Origin of the sequence: Paenibacillus nanchangensis, assembly GCF_046543445.1 — a bacterium.
Taxonomy (GTDB): domain Bacteria; phylum Bacillota; class Bacilli; order Paenibacillales; family Paenibacillaceae; genus Paenibacillus_AQ; species Paenibacillus_AQ nanchangensis.
The window spans coordinates 57,278-75,813 of the sequence record NZ_JBHOFD010000022.1 but is presented as its reverse complement, the minus strand read 5'-3'; the positions used below and the strand labels follow the sequence as shown (position 1 = coordinate 75,813).

The 18,536-nt window shown below is 51.6% G+C and carries 21 protein-coding genes; 16 read left to right on the top strand and 5 right to left on the bottom strand.

Going from position 1 to position 18,536, the window contains the following annotated elements:
* The first annotated feature begins 500 nt into the window (after positions 1 to 500).
* The 16 genes from ACE6ED_RS18110 to ACE6ED_RS18035 all read left to right on the top strand — a co-directional run bounded on the left by ACE6ED_RS18110 (position 501) and on the right by ACE6ED_RS18035 (position 11,137).
* The gene (locus ACE6ED_RS18110; RefSeq protein WP_410828667.1) at positions 501 to 860 is read left to right on the top strand and encodes a HesB/IscA family protein; all 360 of its coding nucleotides are present in this window, start codon (positions 501 to 503) and stop codon (positions 858 to 860) included.
* A gap of 393 nt (positions 861 to 1,253) precedes the next feature.
* Complete coding sequence (locus tag ACE6ED_RS18105) at positions 1,254 to 1,388, top strand: 5'-nucleotidase (protein WP_458782633.1); 135 nt, start codon at positions 1,254 to 1,256, stop codon at positions 1,386 to 1,388.
* Between the two features lie 95 nt (positions 1,389 to 1,483).
* A complete protein-coding gene (locus tag ACE6ED_RS18100) occupies positions 1,484 to 1,984 on the top strand; it encodes a DUF6933 domain-containing protein (RefSeq protein ID WP_410828619.1) in 501 nt (166 codons plus the stop codon).
* Between the two features lie 764 nt (positions 1,985 to 2,748).
* Positions 2,749 to 3,042 carry a hypothetical protein gene (locus ACE6ED_RS18095; RefSeq protein WP_410828618.1) on the top strand — a complete coding sequence of 98 codons (294 nt, stop codon included), beginning with the start codon at positions 2,749 to 2,751 and terminating at the stop codon, positions 3,040 to 3,042.
* A gap of 67 nt (positions 3,043 to 3,109) precedes the next feature.
* Positions 3,110 to 3,724, top strand: coding sequence for a class I SAM-dependent methyltransferase (locus tag ACE6ED_RS18090; RefSeq protein ID WP_410828617.1), 615 nt, complete (start codon positions 3,110 to 3,112; stop codon positions 3,722 to 3,724).
* Positions 3,721 to 4,479, top strand: coding sequence for a class I SAM-dependent methyltransferase (locus ACE6ED_RS18085; RefSeq protein ID WP_410828616.1), 759 nt, complete (start codon positions 3,721 to 3,723; stop codon positions 4,477 to 4,479). Before ACE6ED_RS18090 ends, ACE6ED_RS18085 begins: the two co-directional genes overlap by 4 nt.
* 206 nt (positions 4,480 to 4,685) lie before the next feature.
* Positions 4,686 to 5,618: an aminoglycoside phosphotransferase family protein gene (locus ACE6ED_RS18080; RefSeq protein ID WP_410828615.1), complete on the top strand. Its 933-nt coding sequence runs from the start codon at positions 4,686 to 4,688 to the stop codon at positions 5,616 to 5,618.
* Positions 5,619 to 5,816: 198 nt separating this feature from the next.
* Positions 5,817 to 6,416: a GNAT family N-acetyltransferase gene (locus tag ACE6ED_RS18075; RefSeq protein WP_410828614.1), complete on the top strand. Its 600-nt coding sequence runs from the start codon at positions 5,817 to 5,819 to the stop codon at positions 6,414 to 6,416.
* Positions 6,397 to 6,858 (top strand): VOC family protein, encoded by a 462-nt coding sequence (locus ACE6ED_RS18070; protein WP_410828613.1) that lies wholly within the window; start codon positions 6,397 to 6,399, stop codon positions 6,856 to 6,858. Before ACE6ED_RS18075 ends, ACE6ED_RS18070 begins: the two co-directional genes overlap by 20 nt.
* A complete protein-coding gene (locus ACE6ED_RS18065; RefSeq protein WP_410828612.1) occupies positions 6,855 to 7,241 on the top strand; it encodes a YunG family protein in 387 nt (128 codons plus the stop codon). The genes ACE6ED_RS18070 and ACE6ED_RS18065 overlap by 4 nt, the downstream gene beginning before the upstream one ends.
* 147 nt (positions 7,242 to 7,388) lie before the next feature.
* Positions 7,389 to 7,904 carry a cysteine hydrolase family protein gene (locus ACE6ED_RS18060; protein WP_410828611.1) on the top strand — a complete coding sequence of 172 codons (516 nt, stop codon included), beginning with the start codon at positions 7,389 to 7,391 and terminating at the stop codon, positions 7,902 to 7,904.
* Positions 7,901 to 8,314, top strand: a complete 414-nt coding sequence (locus ACE6ED_RS18055; protein WP_410828610.1) for a hypothetical protein — start codon at positions 7,901 to 7,903, stop codon at positions 8,312 to 8,314. Before ACE6ED_RS18060 ends, ACE6ED_RS18055 begins: the two co-directional genes overlap by 4 nt.
* A 53-nt stretch (positions 8,315 to 8,367) precedes the next feature.
* A complete protein-coding gene (locus tag ACE6ED_RS18050; RefSeq protein WP_410828609.1) occupies positions 8,368 to 8,727 on the top strand; it encodes a glyoxalase superfamily protein in 360 nt (119 codons plus the stop codon).
* Between the two features lie 78 nt (positions 8,728 to 8,805).
* Positions 8,806 to 9,288 (top strand): cupin domain-containing protein, encoded by a 483-nt coding sequence (locus tag ACE6ED_RS18045; RefSeq protein ID WP_410828608.1) that lies wholly within the window; start codon positions 8,806 to 8,808, stop codon positions 9,286 to 9,288.
* Positions 9,289 to 9,600: 312 nt separating this feature from the next.
* Positions 9,601 to 10,092: a hypothetical protein gene (locus ACE6ED_RS18040; protein ID WP_410828607.1), complete on the top strand. Its 492-nt coding sequence runs from the start codon at positions 9,601 to 9,603 to the stop codon at positions 10,090 to 10,092.
* Between the two features lie 112 nt (positions 10,093 to 10,204).
* A complete protein-coding gene (locus ACE6ED_RS18035) occupies positions 10,205 to 11,137 on the top strand; it encodes a DUF5050 domain-containing protein (protein ID WP_410828606.1) in 933 nt (310 codons plus the stop codon).
* A gap of 426 nt (positions 11,138 to 11,563) precedes the next feature.
* Here ACE6ED_RS18035 and ACE6ED_RS18030 read toward each other — a convergent pair whose 3' ends face one another.
* The 5 genes from ACE6ED_RS18030 to ACE6ED_RS18010 form a co-directional block, all read right to left on the bottom strand.
* On the bottom strand, positions 11,564 to 13,276 hold the full coding sequence (locus tag ACE6ED_RS18030; protein WP_410828605.1) for a response regulator: 1,713 nt from the start codon (positions 13,274 to 13,276) through the stop codon (positions 11,564 to 11,566).
* Positions 13,254 to 15,089 (bottom strand): cache domain-containing sensor histidine kinase, encoded by a 1,836-nt coding sequence (locus ACE6ED_RS18025; RefSeq protein WP_410828604.1) that lies wholly within the window; start codon positions 15,087 to 15,089, stop codon positions 13,254 to 13,256. The genes ACE6ED_RS18030 and ACE6ED_RS18025 overlap by 23 nt, the downstream gene beginning before the upstream one ends.
* A gap of 30 nt (positions 15,090 to 15,119) precedes the next feature.
* Complete coding sequence (locus ACE6ED_RS18020) at positions 15,120 to 15,959, bottom strand: carbohydrate ABC transporter permease (RefSeq protein ID WP_410828603.1); 840 nt, start codon at positions 15,957 to 15,959, stop codon at positions 15,120 to 15,122.
* A gap of 2 nt (positions 15,960 to 15,961) precedes the next feature.
* Positions 15,962 to 16,855: a carbohydrate ABC transporter permease gene (locus ACE6ED_RS18015; protein ID WP_410828602.1), complete on the bottom strand. Its 894-nt coding sequence runs from the start codon at positions 16,853 to 16,855 to the stop codon at positions 15,962 to 15,964.
* Between the two features lie 124 nt (positions 16,856 to 16,979).
* Entirely contained in the window at positions 16,980 to 18,311 is a 1,332-nt protein-coding gene (locus tag ACE6ED_RS18010) for an ABC transporter substrate-binding protein (protein ID WP_410828666.1), read from the bottom strand.
* Positions 18,312 to 18,536: the final 225 nt, after the last annotated feature.

Here is an 18,536-nt window from a genome sequence, read left to right as displayed (position 1 = left end):
CCGAGCAAGGCCGGAGCGATTGGATTCTAAAAAATAACGATTCTTATCGCGTGACAAAATTCCGAATTTTGTCGTGCATCCCTATTATAAACTTACACCGGATGGGGAGCAACACCCGGGATAGGCGGGAAATTGTGCCGAATGTGCCGGGGAGACGGCCCGCTCCCTGAAAGCAGAAACAGCAGAAACAGCAGAAACAGCAGAAACAGCAGAAACAGGAGGAACAGGAGGAACAGCAGGAACAGCAGGAACAGCAGTTGGACAAAACCCAGGTATGGCCTGTGCCCTTCGTGCACTTAGGGGTTGAGGCGGCGGAGCGGGAGGAGTATACTTAATTTTATATAGTAGCATTTTGTATCAATTGGTGGGGGACCCTAACCATACAACCTCTCACCTCGCGGGAAAACTAAGGTAACTCCTTGATTTTAACTGACGAAGTAGCTTGGACATAACGGAGGGGGACCCTACCGGTGAACAATTTCAATAAGGAGATGATTCTCATGATTAATATTAGCGAGACGGCTGCGGAGCAGTTGAAGACGATGCTGGCTTCCCAAGAAGTGCCGAACATGTTTCTTCGTTTGGGCGTAACGCCTGGCGGATGCAGCGGTTTTTCCTATGCGATGGGCTTTGACGATAAAGAAACCGATGCGGACATTTACATGGACGTCCAAGGGCTGAAGGTTGTGGTGGAGAAAGAAAATCTCCGCTACCTGGATGGCCTTGAAATCGACTTTGAGGAATCCGGCATGACCGGCGGGTTTACGATCCATAACCCCAATGCTATTGCGACCTGCGGCTGCGGATCGAGCTTCCGGACGCGGGACGATGCGGGCAAGCCGAGCGCAGAGCCTTGCTAAGGGTTTGATAGGCAACTGAACGCGGGAAGAAGCGGATGCGCATCCGCCAATATGGATACGCTCCTAAAGCACAGGAGACTTTGAGGCACAGCCTTGGGGTCTCCTGTTTTTTTGTTGAAAAAGGCATGGGGGGACTGCACTGTAGTGCGGGATATTCGAGGGCTTCCTACTTTTCGTTGGGAGCGTGAGAGAGTGCGGGGGCCTTGGCAGGAGCGGTCAATCTCGTATCCAGAAATCCTAGAAGAGAGGTATACTGAAAAAGGTGGACAAAATAAACAACGTTGTAGGGATACTCTACATTGCAATGCGGGAGCTCAATCTGTAAGAATGACAAGCCGTCCGCCTCACCTGTACTTTTTCAGCTCAGTCTATATAGAAAGGGGACACTGACAAATGCCATTTGATATTGATAGTATACCGCACATATTCTTTGATGATCAGGTTGGTCATATTGAAGGAGTAGCCAGAAGATTCCCATCTGTACACGTCCCATTTGGAGTTTCCAATATTAAAACCGGCAAGCAATAAGAGGACTCATAAGAAAAAGCAGGAGGCGATACCGGATCGTAGGAGCTGATGGGTTGCAATGAATTCAGTGCAATAATGGGGGGAGGTAATTCACCATGCTTGTATTTAAAGCAACAAAAGATACGCTGAAGGATCTTAAAGTGTTGCCCGACCCAGTTGGCGATATAGATTTATTCTATTGCTGGCATGTCAATCTGTTTCAATTATATCGAAAGAAGCAGTATGTGTTTATGAACGATTTAACCAGACTAAGTTTGACCGTCTCGGGAATTAGGTCGGGTCAGAAACATAAAGTGAAAGATCTATTTGTGAATAGCTTAAAAGAATATTTAAATCAAGAAGATTTGCCAACAGACCAAATTCATGAGTATTTAGAAAACTGCAAGGAATCTGTAATGACGAAAACCGATAATCGAAGCGTGATAAGCACATTAAGTGAGATCATGCTTATAATGAAATCATTGGAGAGGGACAATAAAGGTTTTGAAGAGAGTAGTGTAAGACATAAATGGAATAACCGTATTATATATAAGCCGATAGATTATCAGAAACCGATTGATTTTTTTAGGAAAGAACTTGAGCAAAGGCATCGATAGTGGGCTGCGAAATGTTGAATAGCGCATTCAATATAAATACTAGGGTCTGACGCAAACTTACTTCAGTCATAATCTCATCGAAATCAACGCAAAAAAAGCCTTGAACATGCTCGCTGTCTTGTCATAGCAGGTTGCCTTTTACGCCGGCTCCATGCTGATAGACTCGGACTATGGTTGTATCCATCATCCTCTGCTCAAAGTCGGGCTCAATGGTAACACGCTCCAGGATTTCATCCCAGATTCCCGCCTTCTGTACCGCCAGAGAAAGTATGGGTATAAGTTGACGGACTCAGGAGGCCCTATTTGCTGATTATTCAGTGTTTTGGCAAAGTTACGGACTCAGATTCAGTTATTTACGCGGAGAAGCCATAGTTTGTATGTTTTCGGCACGAATAGCGGAACTGGAGTCCGCCAAGGCATACCAAAGCCCAAAAATTTCAGAAATAACGGCCGCTGGGTCCGGAAAGACCTCCGTATCGCGTTCTGTGGTAATCCGCTGCGGGCGTGTCACAGGAGAGGGTTCGTAGATCGATCTGACAATAAACAGGTGTAGATCCAGGGTTGATAGCATTTTCGTACCCCATCATGGAATCGTGTGACTGACCCTGATTTCCCTAAATTACAATTTGCGTACACGCCTTAGAGGATAAAAGAGGACATTTTTTTTCAGCTCCTTAAGCAAAGGAGACCAAGAAGCGAAAGCTTTAAGGTCTCTTTTTTGTTTCCAAAATTTTGAATGCGGCCGTATACTGGAGGTGACGAATATGGAGATCAAACTGAGCGCACGGGATGAGCGGACCATTGGAGTCCGGGCGGACAAATTTACACAGGCGGACCTGCTGAAGATCAAGGAAATTGAAGGCCGGAAGTGGGTGCCGGAAGAGGGAGTGTGGTCGTTCCCTTACACGATTCTCAAGCTGGAAGAATTGCTGAATGCCTGTACGGGGGATGAAGTCCAGATCGACGAGCGGCTGGTGGAGGAATGCCCGTTTTTTCGGGAATGGATGGAGCGGAAGGGCAGCAGGAAGAAGGAGGAGCCGGATGATAAAAAGCTGTAAAATTCCCCCAATGACTATGACTCTATTGGTGTACTGGACATTAACGGCAGAAAGGTGGCGGCGTTTTTTGAAAATCGTCAGCACGCTGGAACACTACGATAGTCTGGCCCATGAAGGACATGACCCTGTATATGATCCTCCGCGGCTGCGGGAGTATATGAGCGGATGGGATGGGGCGGCTTTTTTTGATGTGCTGGATTCCGGGAACAAGGATGTTTTGGAAGTAGGAGTGGGAACCGGAAGAGTGGCGATACAAGTTCTTCAGGCGGGATGCCGGCAGCTGACAGGCCTGGATTTGTCCCCAAAAACGATTGATCGGGCGGCCGCTAATCTTAGGGATCATCCAAATGTTGAGCTGGTGAGCGGTGATATCGCTGATTTTCTTCGTCCCGGAGCATTTGATTTGGCATACAGCGTATTGACTTTTTTGCACATTGCGGATAAGGCGAAGGCGCTGTCCAACATCTATCACTCTTTAAAACCGGACGGACGATTTGTGCTGTCGGCAAGTGACAACGAGGAATGGCTGGTGTATGGTGAACGGAAGCTTGCACTTTATCCTTTATCTGTGAGGGATTACATACATTTATTTGAGACAGCAGGATTCCAAGTGGAATCCGTACAGGAGACGGAGCGTAAGCTGGCGTCTATTCTTGTAGGAATAAAGAAAGGAAGCCAATGAACAAACAAGAAGCTTTTTCGCAATCCATCGATCCTTACCTGCGGTATACCAAAATGCCATGGGGCCAATTGTTCTACAATACGGCTTGGCAGCAAATCGACCGGCATCTTTCTCCTGCAATACACAACATCCTGGATGTCGGGTGCGGATTTGGCATCACCGCTCATGCTTACGCCGCCCGGGGGAATAAGGTCACGGGAGTTGAACCCACCCCGGAAATGGTTGAGATTGCACGGCAGGGTGAGACGGGAGCGGTTTTTATAAAAGATTCCTTCGAGACTGCAGCGGACGGGCTTGGAACTTACGACTGGGTGCTGTGCCACAACATTTTGGAGTATGTGGACGATCCGCAGCACTTCCTGAAACGTATAGCGGCTTGTCAGGATAAATCCGGCTGCTTGTCTTTGATCGCCCACAACCCGACAGCTAAAGTAATGAAAAAAGCCGTTATCGACAAAGACCCGGAAGCCGCCCAAAAGAAGATTGGGCACTATACCGAATACAGCGGTATTGTCGGAACCGAGATCACAACCTACCCTCTGGAAACGTTAAAGAAGTGGTTGAACGACGCCGGCTACAGAGTGGTGGAGTATTATGGAATTCATAACGTATACGGGTATGTTGCGGACAATCCCATCAAAATGGACAAGGCGTGGAACGCCAAGATGTCGGAGTTGGAGCAAACTTTAGCTGGAGTGAGCCCATACAGGGATATTGCCATTTTCACACACCTTATTGCCCAAAAAGATGGATGAGTCAAAAACTGCAGACGAAAGCAGATAACCAGTTCATCGCGATGACGTAAGGATCGTGAATGTCGAAAGGATCGTGAATGCCGTAAGGACCGGGTCAATGCCAGGACCAAGGCCGATATATCCGCAGATCGAACTTGAAATACCCGTGTTTATTTAAAGTGTTCATAATGAGGCGATATCTGCCCTAAAAAGGAGCGATAGCTAAGATGGAAAAACAGGTTCTGGACCTGTATCCGCCCCGGCTGCACGAACATGTTCATTCGGTGATTGGTCCTTTTCATGTTACGGCCAACTTCAGACCGGCAGGAGCAAGGACCGGGGTATGGCGGCTTCAAGCGGCCAAGGCCTCTTATTATGTAAAAACGTTCAGCAGGAGAGAACGCTGGGTTCCGGAGGTGTACGCATACCGGCACTGGATGCCTCAGCTGAAGCCTTACGTGCCGGAGCTGGCCGCTGTTTTTGAGGAAGAGGGATGGCAGGCCATTTTGATCACGGCTCTTGACGGGACGATAATGAGAGACACCGTACTGACGCCGGGTGAGGAGCAAGCCGCTTACCGCAAGGCGGGCGAATTAACCCGCACACTTCATCGTCTAAAGCCGGGTAGATGGTTTGGACAGATCAGCGAAGACAGCCAACCGCCAAGCGAACCGGAACAAGATGCTGTCCAGTACATCAGCCGTTCTATCCGCGAAATGAAGACCAAATGCGAGGAACAACAGCTTTTGTCTCCCCGCGAGATGGAATTGGCCGAGTGGGCGCTCCAAAATGTGGAGGGGTTTGCCGGCGCCCGTCCCGTGCCGGTCAGCTGGGATTCGACGCCCGGAAACTGGCTGGTGGATGCGAACGGCCGGCTGTGCGGAATGATCGATTTTGAGAACATGCTGTGGGGAATTGATGTGGACCAGTTCTCCATTTTATTCGAACGGTATTTTATGGATAACCCAGCGACACGCGACGCCTTTTTCGACGGTTATGGGCCTGAGGTGTTGACCGGCAAAGCGGGACAAATCAAAATATGCTGCATCAAACTGGCGATCGCGGATATTTATTGGGGAACACAAAACGGATGGGACCGTGTCCGGAATTATGGCAGGAGGCTGCTGAAGCGGATTGCGGAGGACGACGGTTTGGTATGAAACCTACATAAGGATGCAGCGCCAGCCGTCATAAGTAAGGTAAGCGAGGACATGCATTAAGCAGCATAGTATTAACGTCCGGATCAGCACGCTGCTGCTCAATTCCTGCTATACTGGAAAACAAATCTATTACATAATCAACAGAACAGGCAGGTTCGTGGAACTGTCAACATTACCGAAAGCGAGGACAACCGGAGAATGAACATCGAAACATTATTTGTAAGCCGCCCGGAGTTTGAGACCGCCAGGCTTTATTTGCGGAAGCTGGAGTTGACCGATGCGCCGGATTTTTATTCTTTTGCGTCCGATCCGCTGCTGACTGAACACGTCAAATGGGATTATCACCGGTCGATCGCGGATACAGAGGCGTTTTTGGCGCTGCTTGACCAGAGGTTTGAGGCGCGGCACTCGTACAATTGGGCGATTATTGAAAAAACCTCCGGCGGGGTGATCGGGCGCATTTGCTGTTTTTTGTTCGATGAAGACAATGACTCCATGGAGTTCGGCTATGCGGTCGGGCGCGCTTACTGGGGGCAAGGCATCGGGACGGAGGCGAGCGAAGCGCTGATCCCGTATGTGTTTCGTGAACTGGGGGTGAACCGGCTGGAGGCCCGCTGCAATGAGGAAAACATAGCTTCCGAGCGGGTGATGCAGAAAATCGGCATGACCTTTGAGGGGTTAATGCGCCAACAGCTGAAAATGGACGGCGGATACAAAAGCCAAAAGCTGTACGCCATGCTGAAAAGCGATTGGGCCGAAAAGGAGGGGAGCCAGCGTAATGATTTTGGGCTTATATGAAGCGCATCTGCCGGTGTCCGATTTGCCGCGTTCCATTGAATTCTACTCTGGGCTGGGTCTGGAGGAGGCTTGGCGGGATGAGGATACCGTGTTTTTTTGGATCGAGAAGGAAAAAAGCTGGCTGGGCTTATGGCAGGGCGAGGAATACCGGACACCCTATCATCCGTCGCTGCGGCATATCGCTTTTCGGGTGAGTTATGAAGGTATGCAGCGCAGCCTGGAGTGGCTGGAGTCCATCGGCGTAGAGGCAAAACCGTTTGGAAAAAGGGAGTCCGTCGCCCCGTTCGTCCGCCCTAACCAGGGAAATGCTTCGGTTTATTTCAATGATCCGGATGGCAACAGTTTGGAGCTGATGTGTTATATCCCCGTCCCTGAAGAGCTGCGTGCTTTTCAGGAAAAATGGTCACTGACGGAGTGGGAAGCGCGGAGGGATCAGCTGTGAACGGGCAACCTTCCGGCTGGATCACAGACCAGGAAATTCGCCGCATCTCAGCCCTGCTGCACGAAGCCTGGTCGCTTGGATCAAGCTCGCTGTGGACGCCGGAATGTCCGGCCAAAGGCCAATGCGGGGTAACGTCGCTGGTCATGCAAGAGCGGTATGGCGGCGATATTTTGAAGACGGACATCAAAGGAAGCTGGCATTATTACAATCGGATCGGCGGCAGGCGGATCGATTTTACGGCACCGCAGTTTGAACATGTGCCCGAATATGAGGACCGGTTGTCGAGCCGGGAGGAAGCGTGGACCGACACAAATGCCGAGCAGGTGGAATGTCTGACGCGGCGGTTGGCGGGCATCGAGCGAGAGCTGGGATTAAGAGAATAGAGGGCAGGAAGATTATCAGGAAGATAAGCCCGCAGCAAGGCAGATAAATTGTATTGGCAAACATTCAGACGGCTAACAGGTAAGTTCATTGAGCTTGCCCTAATGATAAGAAAAACATCCGGCACAGTGAAAAGGAGAGACAGCCTAGTGACGATTGCTCAACTGATCATCGATATGCAGACCGTATATCTGGAAGAAGAACCGCTGGAGAGCAAGCGGATCGAGCAGGCCTGCATGTATATCAACTATGTGGCGGAACAGCTGCGCTCGAAAGAGCAGATCGTGGTCCATGTTCAGGATGTCGAGGGACTAACGGAAGAAAACCAGGCGAGTTATCAGGTTATTCCGGAAATTTCGGTCCTTGCATCGGATCTGCGCGTGCAAAAGCGGCATTCCAATGCGTTTTGGCAGACCGAATTGGAGGAGATGCTGCGAAGCCGGGGCGTGGAGCTGGTGATTATATCGGGGTTTGCGGCGGAGCACTGCGTGCTGTTCACCTATAACGGGGCAGCCGAGCGGGGATTCAAGCCGGTGATTCTGCAAAACGGAATCCTCAGCGCCAAAAGCGATATTATATCATCTACCTACAGAGACCGGAACTTGATCTCTTATCCGGTAGTGGAGTTTTTGATGCGGGAAGGCGCGGCGGGAGAGGCACCATGATCAAACCTGTCTTTTTAAGGGGAGAACTCATCCCCCTGTTTCAAGAGCATTTGATCCACCATCCCTACTGTCTGGTTCTTCAGGAAGGTAAGCCGGACTCTGGAGCAGCTGAACGGATCATGACGAAGGACGAGGCGGAGTCAGCGTTACAGCGTTTTTTAACAGCTGATTATCCGCTTGTGTGTCTGGCAGGGAGCAAGAGCTCCATTCCTTTTTGGGACTATCATATTGCGCTCAGGCGGGAAGCTGACGGCAAAACGGCCGTTGCCGAGGAAATGCTGGTTAGAGAGCCGCTGGAACGAAATATACGCCAGGCTCTTTACATGGCTGAAACCGTGCTGACCCTTCCCCAACTTGGAATCGAGCGGGTGATTACACCGTTTGACTATCTTTTGTCCGAAGAGAGTTAACCCCGACTGTGGTTACAGAGGTCATTCCATTACCTATCAAGGAGGAAAAATTAATGCTGAAGCAGGCAGTTCCGATTCTACGGATGTTCGACGAGCAGGCGGCGATTGATTTTTACGTTGGGTATTTGGGCTTTGAGGTGGATTGGGAGCACCGGTTCGAAGCAGATTTCCCGTTATACATGCAGGTTTCGCTGGGGGAGCTTACGATTCACTTGTCGGGACATCACGGGGACTGCACGCCCGGATCGGCTCTGAGGATCGAGACGGCGGACCTTTCCGGACTGCATGCGAAGCTTACCGGGAAGCCGTACCGCTATGCGCGGCCGCAAATCGAAACTACGTCATGGGAGACGCGGGAAATGAAGTTGACCGATCCTTCGGGCAACCGACTGATTTTTTACGAGGAGTTGTGATGCTTGCTGTGACCGGATTCCCTGGCCGAAGGACGGCGTGACCCCCAATTTAATCAGAGACAAGGAGTGGTGAATCGCATGGTGCGGATTTTTAATGACGGAAACCTGGAGTACAAGGTAAAGTCCTCGCCGATTCCGGAATTCGCCTGGCATACGAGCGAACGTCTGGCCGAGCTTGCCCAGTCGAAGCATCTGGTATTTGATGTCCGGTCGCTTGATCCGGGAAAATATTCGTTTCCTTACCATTTTCACCGCAATGCGGAGGAACTGTTTGTTATCTTGTCGGGCCGGGCCAAGCTGCGTACGCCGGAGGGAATTTGCGAGGTAAAGGCAGGGGATATTGTGTTTTTTGAGATGGGGCCGTCGGGGGCGCATCAGCTGTATAACCCCAATGACGAGCCAGTAAAATATCTGGATATCCGCACAAATCAGGGACTGGATGTGGTGGAGTATCCCGATTCCGGAAAAATTAATATTTTGCCGGAGCAGGAGGTGTACCGCAAGGAGGACCGCGCGGACTACTACGAGGGTGAAGAGGGCGTGGCGGACCGGTGGAAGTAAGGCCGGTGAGACAGTAGCGGTAGGCAAGAGCTGGAGCGGGATTGGGCTAGTGAGGGGCCAGAGCCCGGAGCTAGAGCGGAACGGTGGGTGTAGGTCATTGTCCAGAGCTGAAGGGGAGCAGTGAGCGTGAAAGAGCCGGAGTGCTGATGTGCGTGGGCCAGAGCCCGGAGCGGGGCTCAGTGAGCCAGAGTCAGTGACAATGAGTCCGTGACGCAGCCAGCGGCGGCAGAATCCTCAATGCAGCCTGAAAAGCGGGCCGCCGCTGCAGTGCGTCCCCGCCTGTAAAACGGCATATAAGAGAGGAAGTGCGTTATGCGAGTGAAGCTGCCGGCTGAAGCGCTGAACGGTCCGGACTTAAGCTGGCTGTGCATTAAACCGATGCTGACAGCTGTCCGGGGCAGGGATGTGGCAGCCAAAGCGGATATGTACCGCCAACTGAACGAAGGCCAGCAGGCGCTGTTTTTGTTTTATGCGTATCACAATCATGTAGATTCACCGGAAGCCTTGTACTGGTTCACCGCGTACTATATGGACGAATTGCAGGGATGGAACGGGATTTTGCAGAGCGTGCGGCTGTTCGGGGATGACGATTTGGCTGAGCTGCTGACTGAGGTGGAACGGACCGTCAGAGACGGAGCTGGACAACGGCAGCCGGGCGTCCCGGCCTCTCCGACAGATTTGGAACGGAGTCCCGGGCTAGCGGACGAAATGGGGAGGCTGTATGAACAGTACCGGGCCCTTTCAGCCGGAATAGTTGTGCGTATGAACCGCAGGGTGATGGAGCATGCGGAGGATTTTTTTTGAGGTGGCGGATTCGCAGGAATTGGATGGCGTGGAATGAATGATGGCGGTCCCATAGTGCGGGGAAATTGAAGGGGCGAGCCGGGCAGCATTTTTTTCTTAGGGGGAGTAAGGGTTGAAAAAGCTGTTAACAGCGATACTGGCGCTAACACTGTGTATGACATCGTCTACATTTGCTGCCCCGTCGGAGGAAGCGGTGGGCAACACCAGCGGGAACCTGAACAATAAAGGATGGTGTGCTGCGCAGGGCGACTGGATTTATTACAACAGTTTATCCCGGGAAGGCGGCCTGTATAAAGTCAAAAAAGACGGTACTGAAAAGACGAAAATTGATAATGATAACGGCTGGTACCTTAATCTCTCGGAGGACTCGCTTTATTACTCCGGAGAACAGAGTAGTCTGACGAAGCTGAAACTGGACGGGACCGATAAGCGCACGCTGGAAAAAAGGGCGTTTCATGTTCAACTGGTGGGGGACACCTTGTACTATACGCACGGAGGCGGATACCAGCACGGGCAGATGTACAAGATGAAAACGGACGGAACGGGCAAACAGAAGCTTAGCGGGGATTCCGTGAGCGAATTGACGGTGCAGGATGGATGGATTTATTACACTTCTTTTTATCAAAAAATTCTGAAGGTGGACGTTAACGGGAAGTCCAAGACCAGGCTTTTAAGCGCTGCTTCGGGCGGCGGGTCCATTTCCGGATTGAATGTGCAGGGCGATTGGCTGTATTTTAATCAAAATAGCAAGCTGTACAAAATGCGGACAGACGGTTCGGAGCTGACCAAGCTGTCCGACGACTTCGCCTATAATCTGAACGTATCCGGCGACTGGGTGTATTACTGCGATTATTCGGGTAACAAAAATCTGGTCCGCATCCGGACTGACGGGACGCAAAGACAGGAACTGACCCAGCGGAAGTCCTTGGACATTCATGTTCTAGGTTCTTATGTGTTTTATAACGATATGAGCAAAATGAACAAGCTGGAGCTGCCGGAGCTGGTAGAGCTAGAGGAACAGCCTGTGGAAATCCCTCGCCGGTAATCCCTGGCCCCTGGCTGGTAATGGACAGCCGAAATCCGGCTTATGGGGCAAGCACAGGCGTTAGAACCCTTGATTGAACATGGTTCACCCCGGTTGCCGTAGCGGGGCTTCCTGCCTACGGATACGTGGAAACGGAAACCGTCTGCCGTCGGCCTGATTTGAATGAAATTTCACACAAAAAGTTGCTCCATATCACCTACTGTCGTTGTTTTGTACGAAATTTCGTATAAAAAGCCACTCCATATCGCCTGAGGACGCTCATTTGTATGAAATTTCACACAAAACGGTTTTGCGGCCGCCTTTTTGGTGCTGAGGTGTACGAAATTTCACCCAAAAGGCCCTTCGCAGCCGCATTACACTGCGGCAGCCAAGCTCACAATAAAAAAGGGGCGGCCCCGTCAATGGATGACTTTTGGGACGGCCCCCTTATTGTCTTATCCGTTTATATTCGTTTGGCGTTACGCCTACGACCCGTTTGAACAGCTTATTAAAATAAGCGGGGTCCGGGTAACCGACTTCCGCTCCGATTTTGTGAACCTTCAGGCCGGGCTCGCCGCGAAGCAGCTGCTTGGCTTGACGGATACGGATATCGGTGAGGTATTCCGTCAGCGTCAGGCCGGTCTCCTGCTTAAACAGCTTGCTTAGATAGCTGGGCGTCAGGAAGACCATAGCGGCCAAGGCGTTCAGCTCGACATGCTGATTGTAATTCGCCGCGATCCAGCGTTTAACCTGTTCCACCGCTTTGCCTCCGTGTTCTCCCCGAAGCTTAGCGACATGCTCCAGCACCTCCGTGAAAAAGCCAAGGCACTGCTGCTGCATCGTGCGTACGTTCATCCCGTAAAGCAGCAGGCTTTCGAGCCCCTCCGGTAGAATACGCGCGCGGAAGGCTTCATATTCCGGCAGCTCCTTCTCCGTGATTTCTTCCAAGGCCCGGAAAGTCCGGACGATTTCTTCCGGCCCGGCGTTGCGCGCAGTCAAATGCTCCCATTCCGCTTTTATGCGGCCAAGTACCACAGGGAGATCCAGTAAAGCCAAAGGTTCCCGCAGTTCCTGCCAGTCTGTGAGCGGTGGAGGTGAATCCGCACTGCGCCCAGCGCGAAGGTCTCCAATGTAAGCAAAATGCAGCAGAGAACCTCCGTAAATGCCGCGGTCGCAGGATTGTTTGGCCTCAAGATAAGCGGCACGGACTCCCGTACTCTCCCGGAAAACGCGGCTGACCCCAATATGAACGGCGGATTGGTTTACCCTGCCTGCTGCAAGCAGCGGTTCCGCAAGCTCCTTCAGCTCGGATTCTGCCGGGACGCCCTGATAATAAAACACAAGGATTTGAAGGCGGTCATGAATGTCCAGGCGGTCAAAGACAGGCGGTTCCTTTTGCTTCAGCCGATTGATTCCTTCCTCCAGCACCGCCGGACCTTCCGCCTTATGTGCCATAAGGACCGCATGCGGATAGGGAAACTGCAGCTCCTGCAGGACACGTTCGGAAACGGAAGCCGAATCGGTATGCAGAAGGGACTCCAGCAGCCGGCCGCGCATCCGGGTTTCCCGCTCTGCGGACTGGCGCATTTCTTCGTCCAAACGGTACAGCAGTTCAAATAGCTGATCTTTGTTGATCGGCTTCAGCAAATAATCGACCACGGAAGCCCGGATGGCCTCGCGCGCGTAATTAAATTCCGTGAACCCGCTCATCAAAATCGTACGAATCCGCGGATGGGTAACCTTTAAGGTTTTGATCAGCGTAAGACCGTCGACCCCTGGCATCCGGATATCGGTGATCACAACATCCACGTCAAGCTCCGGGATAACGTCAAGCGCTTCCTGTCCGCCGGGAAAACTGCCTACGATATGAAAGCAGCCGCTTTCTTTGTTAATCATTCGCGTAAGGCCTTCGCGGATCAGCACTTCGTCGTCAACGACTACAATTCTAAGCAACGGGTCCGTCTCCTTTCCGCGTTGTTTTGTCTTACCGCCGGTTTCTTTGGAGTGATTCTCCCCGGCATGATCCTCCTTGGTGTCGCCTTCCCTGATCAGATCTTTGTTGTTGTGGCCCTCTCTGATCAGATCCTCGTTGTTGTGGCTCTCCCTGATCAGATTCCCTGATCCAATCCTCCCTGAATCATTCCTCCATGGCCCGCTCATCCTTGCTGCGTTCTTCCTCCTTGACCCTCTCCTCCTGAAGGGTCAGCCGAACACAGGTGCCGCCTCCTGGCGTACTCTCAACCTGCAGTCCCGCCCCGCGGCCGTAATGGAGCTGCAGCCGTTCGTTGACATTATGCAGACCGATGCCAAAAGGACTGTCCGATTCTTCCTGCTCCAGACTTTCGTTCAAGGACTTCAGCTTCGACTCATCCATCCCGACCCCGTCATCCTCCACTCTGAAAACAACCCTGCCGCCGTCCTCCCGAAAGGCCGAGATGGTAACCGTTCCGGTCCCGGGTTTCGCCTCCAGGCCGTGGAAGACGGCATTTTCCACAATCGGCTGAAACACGAGTTTGATGACGGGCAGACTCATTAGCGGTTCGGGAACGTCGAGCTTCAGCTCAAACTTGCCGGGGAACCGGATCTGCATCAGATCCATATAATGCCGGACATGCTCCAGCTCCTGGCGGACAGTGACCTTTTCCTCCTGGCGGACAATACTGTACCGCATCTGCAGTCCAAGCAGGTAGGTCAGCTGGGCCACGCGGGGATCGTCATTGCTTTCAGCCAGCATCCGGATGGACTCCAGGGTATTGTAAATGAAATGGGGGTTGATCTGGCTTTGCAGCGCCCGCATGTCGGCTTTTTGCTTCCGTTTCTCCGTCAGCTTCACCTCCTGCAGCAGCTCCTTGATCCGGATAATCATCCGGTTGAAATGCGTTCCCAGCATGCCGATTTCATCGTTGTATTTGGCATGAATCCAGACATCCAGGTTGCCGTGCTGCACCTGCCGCATGAGGCGGACCATGGACTTCAGCGGCCTAGTCAGCGCATGGGAGAACAGGGTGGCCACGAATAAGGCAAAGGTCAGCAGCAGCAGCGTGGTAATCTGCAGGGTATTGCGGTTTTGTTTCACCTCGGACAGCACTTTGGATAAGGGAATATCGACGGAAACGGTCCAGCCGGTCAGCCGGGAATGGTGATAGACGGTTAAGAAACGAACCCCCCGGATATCCGATTCATAAAATCCGCCGCCGGGATCCCTGCCCGAGGAGGAGAGCTGTGCAATCCGGTCCGGGACCGTGTCATCGCTGCCGGTGGCATAAACCAGCTGCCCCTGGCCGTCGATAATCATGGAGCTGCCCTGCGTAACGCTGTCCACGGGGTCCAAAATGCCCTTAAACAATTCAATGTCGGTGTCAAAGACAATGATGCCGATATCGTCCAGCGCGCTGGCCGATTTAATCTTCCGCAGGACGGTGAACACCTCTTTGCGGCCGCTGCCATTTACGCGGATGGTGTGCCGTCCTTCCAGTACGGGAGAGGTCCCCGCTTTGGCCACGCTGTTTTTCCAGGCGTCAAGCTGTTCGGCGGGAGCCAGCTGACTGATGCTTGTAGCTTTGTCGTAAAAAATCGAGCCGTATTTATCGACAAGATAGACGGCCGTAATTTCGTCTTTGGTATGTTTCAGGTAGCTGAGAAACATGCCAACCGTGACATTTTTTCCCCAGTCCGTAACCGGCTGCTGCAGATAATACTGCACTTCGGTATTGTACAGAGGGAGCAGGGTCGAACGCTTCAGGTCGGATACGTACCGGTCCACTGTATCGGAGGCGTTGCCCGTAACCTGTGCGGCGTTGCTCGAGGCGTTTTTCAGCACGGAATTAAAGGTGGATCTGGCGGACAGATAGCTGACATACGTGATCGGGAGGGTAAGCAGAAACACAAAGATGACGATCAGCTTTTTTTCCATCGACAGATTGGCCAAAGCACGCCAACCCTTCCGGAGAATATTCCCTGCCGCAAGTCTCATCGCGTTAATGGTCCTTTCCTTCCGGATATGCTATTTAACCGCTCCGCTGGTCACCCCTTCAAAAATGTACCGCTGAAGGAAGAGGTACAAAATCACCGTAGGCAAAAGAATCAGCAGAATCGCCGCGCAAATCAGGTTCCAATCCGCGGTGTTCACCCCTTGGAAGCGCATGAGTACGGTGGTAACGACCCCAAGGCTTTGCTTCGGCATGTAGAGATAAGGGATGTACATATCGTTATAAATGCTGATGGTCTTCAGAATAATAAGCGTCGCAGTGGCCGGCGTCAGCAGCGGGAAGATCACGGACCGGTAAATTTTGAACAAGGATGCGCCTTCGACCATTGCCGCTTCATCCAGATCGACGGGAATGTTGCGGATGAACTGCAGATACAAAATGATCTGAATGACGTCCGCTCCGATGTAGAGCAGGATGGGCGCTCCCAGCGTATTGTATAGCCCTAGGCTTTTGATAATGCCGAAGGTAGCAACCTGGGTGGTGATGCTTGGAACGATGGTGGCGCCGAGATAAGCTGCGAACACGACGGGCTTCAGCTTGAAGTCAAACCGGCCGAGCACGTAGGCGACCATGGTCCCGAACAAAATATTCAGCGCCAGCGAGATGACAATGATAATGATGATGTTGGTGAATCCGCTCAGCAGGTCGCCGCGTTCGAACACGATTTTGAAGTTTTCAAAGTTAAAGAAGCTTCCGGGCAGCGCCATGGAGCTGCTGGCATTAAACTCCTCCGTCGATTTAAAGGCGTTAACCACGATAATATAAGGCGGAAACAGGACGACAAACGCCCCGATCAGCAGCGACAAGTATTTGATGAAGTCTCTAGGTCGGAATTTGGATGCAGTATCGCTCATAGTTATTTATTGCCTCCTCTGCTTAACACAAACTGCTGCACAAGCAGCACGGCAATGACGAACAGCAGCAGAATCACGCTCATCGCGGATGCAAGTCCGTAATTGTTGTAAGCAAACGCGGTATCTACGACACGCTGAACGTAAGTCTGGCTGGCCCCCGCCGGTCCGCCTTTGGTCAAAACAAACGGCAGATCGAACACTTCAAGCGCGCCGGTAACCGTCAGGAACAGGTTCAGCTGGATGACAGGCTTCATGTTGGGCAGCGTAATGCTCCACAAGGTCTGCATCGACCCTGCGCCGTCAATTTTGGCGGCTTCGTAAATATCGCGCGGAATGGCTTGAAGCGAAGCAAGGTAGATGACCATGTTGTAGCCCATAAACCGCCAGAAACCCGTGGAAGCAAGCGAATAGTTGACCAGGCCTTCGGTCCCCAGCCAGCTGGTCTGTGCGAGTCCGTCGAGTCCAATCGCGCTGAGCAGCAGGTTCAGCGACCCGTTGGTGGTGTCGAAGACATAACCGAACATAAAGGCGACGGCCACGCCGTTCATGATATAGGGCAGGAACAGCAGAATACGGAAAAAGTTTTTGCCGCGCAGCCGGCTGTTCAGCACGACGGCGAAATAAATGGCGACAATATTTTGGATAATTCCCATTACAAAATAAGCGAAGTTATGCTGGAATACCTTAAAAATATCGGGGTTCGCAAATACCTCGCGGTAATTGGCAAGGCCCACCCAAGGCTTTTCGGGACTGTACCCGTCCCAGTTGGTGAAGCTGTAGTAAACGAGCTTGATCGCAGGATAATAAGTGAACATGGCCAGCAGCAGCAAAGGGATGGTCAGGAATGAAATGATAATAATCAGCTTTTGCTTCTGATAGGTGAGCGTTCCAAACATAATCTACCTTCTTTCTGAGAAGCTGTGATCTGACAGCAAAATGGATTATCCGTTTGAGGAGATAATCCATTTTGCATAACGTTAACTTGTTCGTGCGGACCGTGCCGCTCCGGCTTGCAAAGGATTATTTGCCGAGGTCGCTTTTCGCTTTGGCCCAGGCTTTGTTCCACTTCTCCAGCACGGACGCCGGGTCTTTTGCCAGAACGTATTCCTGCAGGATGGCCGGCATATCGATTTGGGCTTTGTTCATGATGTCGGTTACAACCGGATCATCTACAGTGCCTTCCTGCAGCTCCACGCCGGTCGACTGGAATTCCTTCAACTGCTCGAGCTTCGATTCTTTGCCTTTGAGCGGGGAAATAAAGCCGGCGAAATCCTCGTATCCCGATTCCTCGATCATCCACTTTACGAAGGCCTTGGCGGCTTCCGGATGCTTGCTGTCCTTGGCGACGGCGTAGAAAAAGTCAGGGCTGAGCGCGGCTTTTGGCGTACCGGAATTGTCATATGGCAGCGGGAAAAATCCTACGTTATCCGCAGTCGTGCCCGCGCCGATCACTTGATTGATGACCCAGTTGCCAAGGAAATACATCGCGAATTTGCCCGATGCGATATCTTTTTTGGACTGTTCCCAGTTGGTGGAGTTGATGTCTTTTTCCAGGTAACCTTTTTCATCCAGCTCACGGATCAGGCTGAACGCCTTGCCGTATCCGTTATCCATAGTGAACGGCGTGTCGGTGTTTTGTTTTTCATTCGGGAAATCCGGGTTGTTTTCGATCAGACGCGGCAGATCATACACCCAGTTGTTCAGCGGCCATTTGTCTTTGAAGTTGGAGGCCAGCGGAACAATGCCTTTGGCTTTCAGCTTTTCGCAGGCGGCGAGGAACTCGTCCCAGGTTTTCGGAATTTCGGTGATGCCGGCGTCGGCAAACGCTTTTTTGTTGTACACGATGCCGGAGGTAGAGTTGCCGGAGGTAATTCCGTATACTTTGCCTTCATGCGCTTTGAAGTCCTTGAAGGTGATCTGGTCGTTTAAGCCCAGGTCGTCCAGCGGAGCAAAATATTTCGGCAGATCCGAGTTCGGAATGGTCGGAATAAACATTACGTCAGGCAGCTCGCCGCTTGCCATCCGGACCTTGGCCTGCTGGTTATAGTCGGTTTGCGAAGCTTCGAATTCCACTTCGACGTTCGGATATTTTTCGTTAAAGCGCTTTACATATTCGTCATACTCTTTCCCGATCATATCGGTACGGTTGGTGAGGAAAATGATTTTGCCGCTGACCTCCGCTTCTCCGCCGGCGGCATTGGAGCCGCTTGTTGCTTGAGCGGAGGGCTTAGCTGTTTCCGTGGCCGAAGCGTTCCCGCCTCCAGGCTCATTGTTGTTCCCGCTGCCGCAGGCGGCGAGGATGGAAGTAAGGGACAAAATAACAACTAATGATAACGAACGAAACTTTTTAATCACGTGTTTTCCCCCATTCGTTTATTTGATAACGTTTACAATGGTTATTATAGCGCTATCAAAGGGCGTTTTAAATGTACTCAATTATTATTTATTGTCTTCATTTGTGTTTTTTGAGAATATAGATTATAACATATATAACAGAACCATAACAAAATACAATGAATCCAAAGCCAGTACAATGCAATCGCAAAAAGGCAGTGCTATTTTGGTAAGGCAGCGTTT

Excerpts from the sequence above, each read along its gene's own strand:
- ACE6ED_RS18110 (WP_410828667.1), top strand. The coding sequence starts at position 501 with ATGATTAATATTAGCGAGACGGCTGCGGAGCAGTTGAAGACGATGCTG.
- ACE6ED_RS18105 (WP_458782633.1), top strand. The coding sequence starts at position 1,254 with ATGCCATTTGATATTGATAGTATACCGCACATATTCTTTGATGATCAG.
- ACE6ED_RS18100 (WP_410828619.1), top strand. The coding sequence starts at position 1,484 with ATGCTTGTATTTAAAGCAACAAAAGATACGCTGAAGGATCTTAAAGTG.
- ACE6ED_RS18095 (WP_410828618.1), top strand. The coding sequence starts at position 2,749 with ATGGAGATCAAACTGAGCGCACGGGATGAGCGGACCATTGGAGTCCGG.
- ACE6ED_RS18085 (WP_410828616.1), top strand. The coding sequence starts at position 3,721 with ATGAACAAACAAGAAGCTTTTTCGCAATCCATCGATCCTTACCTGCGG.
- ACE6ED_RS18080 (WP_410828615.1), top strand. The coding sequence starts at position 4,686 with ATGGAAAAACAGGTTCTGGACCTGTATCCGCCCCGGCTGCACGAACAT.
- ACE6ED_RS18075 (WP_410828614.1), top strand. The coding sequence starts at position 5,817 with ATGAACATCGAAACATTATTTGTAAGCCGCCCGGAGTTTGAGACCGCC.
- ACE6ED_RS18070 (WP_410828613.1), top strand. The coding sequence starts at position 6,397 with ATGATTTTGGGCTTATATGAAGCGCATCTGCCGGTGTCCGATTTGCCG.
- ACE6ED_RS18055 (WP_410828610.1), top strand. The coding sequence starts at position 7,901 with ATGATCAAACCTGTCTTTTTAAGGGGAGAACTCATCCCCCTGTTTCAA.
- ACE6ED_RS18050 (WP_410828609.1), top strand. The coding sequence starts at position 8,368 with ATGCTGAAGCAGGCAGTTCCGATTCTACGGATGTTCGACGAGCAGGCG.
- ACE6ED_RS18045 (WP_410828608.1), top strand. The coding sequence starts at position 8,806 with ATGGTGCGGATTTTTAATGACGGAAACCTGGAGTACAAGGTAAAGTCC.
- ACE6ED_RS18040 (WP_410828607.1), top strand. The coding sequence starts at position 9,601 with ATGCGAGTGAAGCTGCCGGCTGAAGCGCTGAACGGTCCGGACTTAAGC.
- ACE6ED_RS18030 (WP_410828605.1), bottom strand. The coding sequence starts at position 13,276 with ATGAGCGGGCCATGGAGGAATGATTCAGGGAGGATTGGATCAGGGAAT.
- ACE6ED_RS18025 (WP_410828604.1), bottom strand. The coding sequence starts at position 15,089 with ATGAGACTTGCGGCAGGGAATATTCTCCGGAAGGGTTGGCGTGCTTTG.
- ACE6ED_RS18020 (WP_410828603.1), bottom strand. The coding sequence starts at position 15,959 with ATGAGCGATACTGCATCCAAATTCCGACCTAGAGACTTCATCAAATAC.
- ACE6ED_RS18015 (WP_410828602.1), bottom strand. The coding sequence starts at position 16,855 with ATGTTTGGAACGCTCACCTATCAGAAGCAAAAGCTGATTATTATCATT.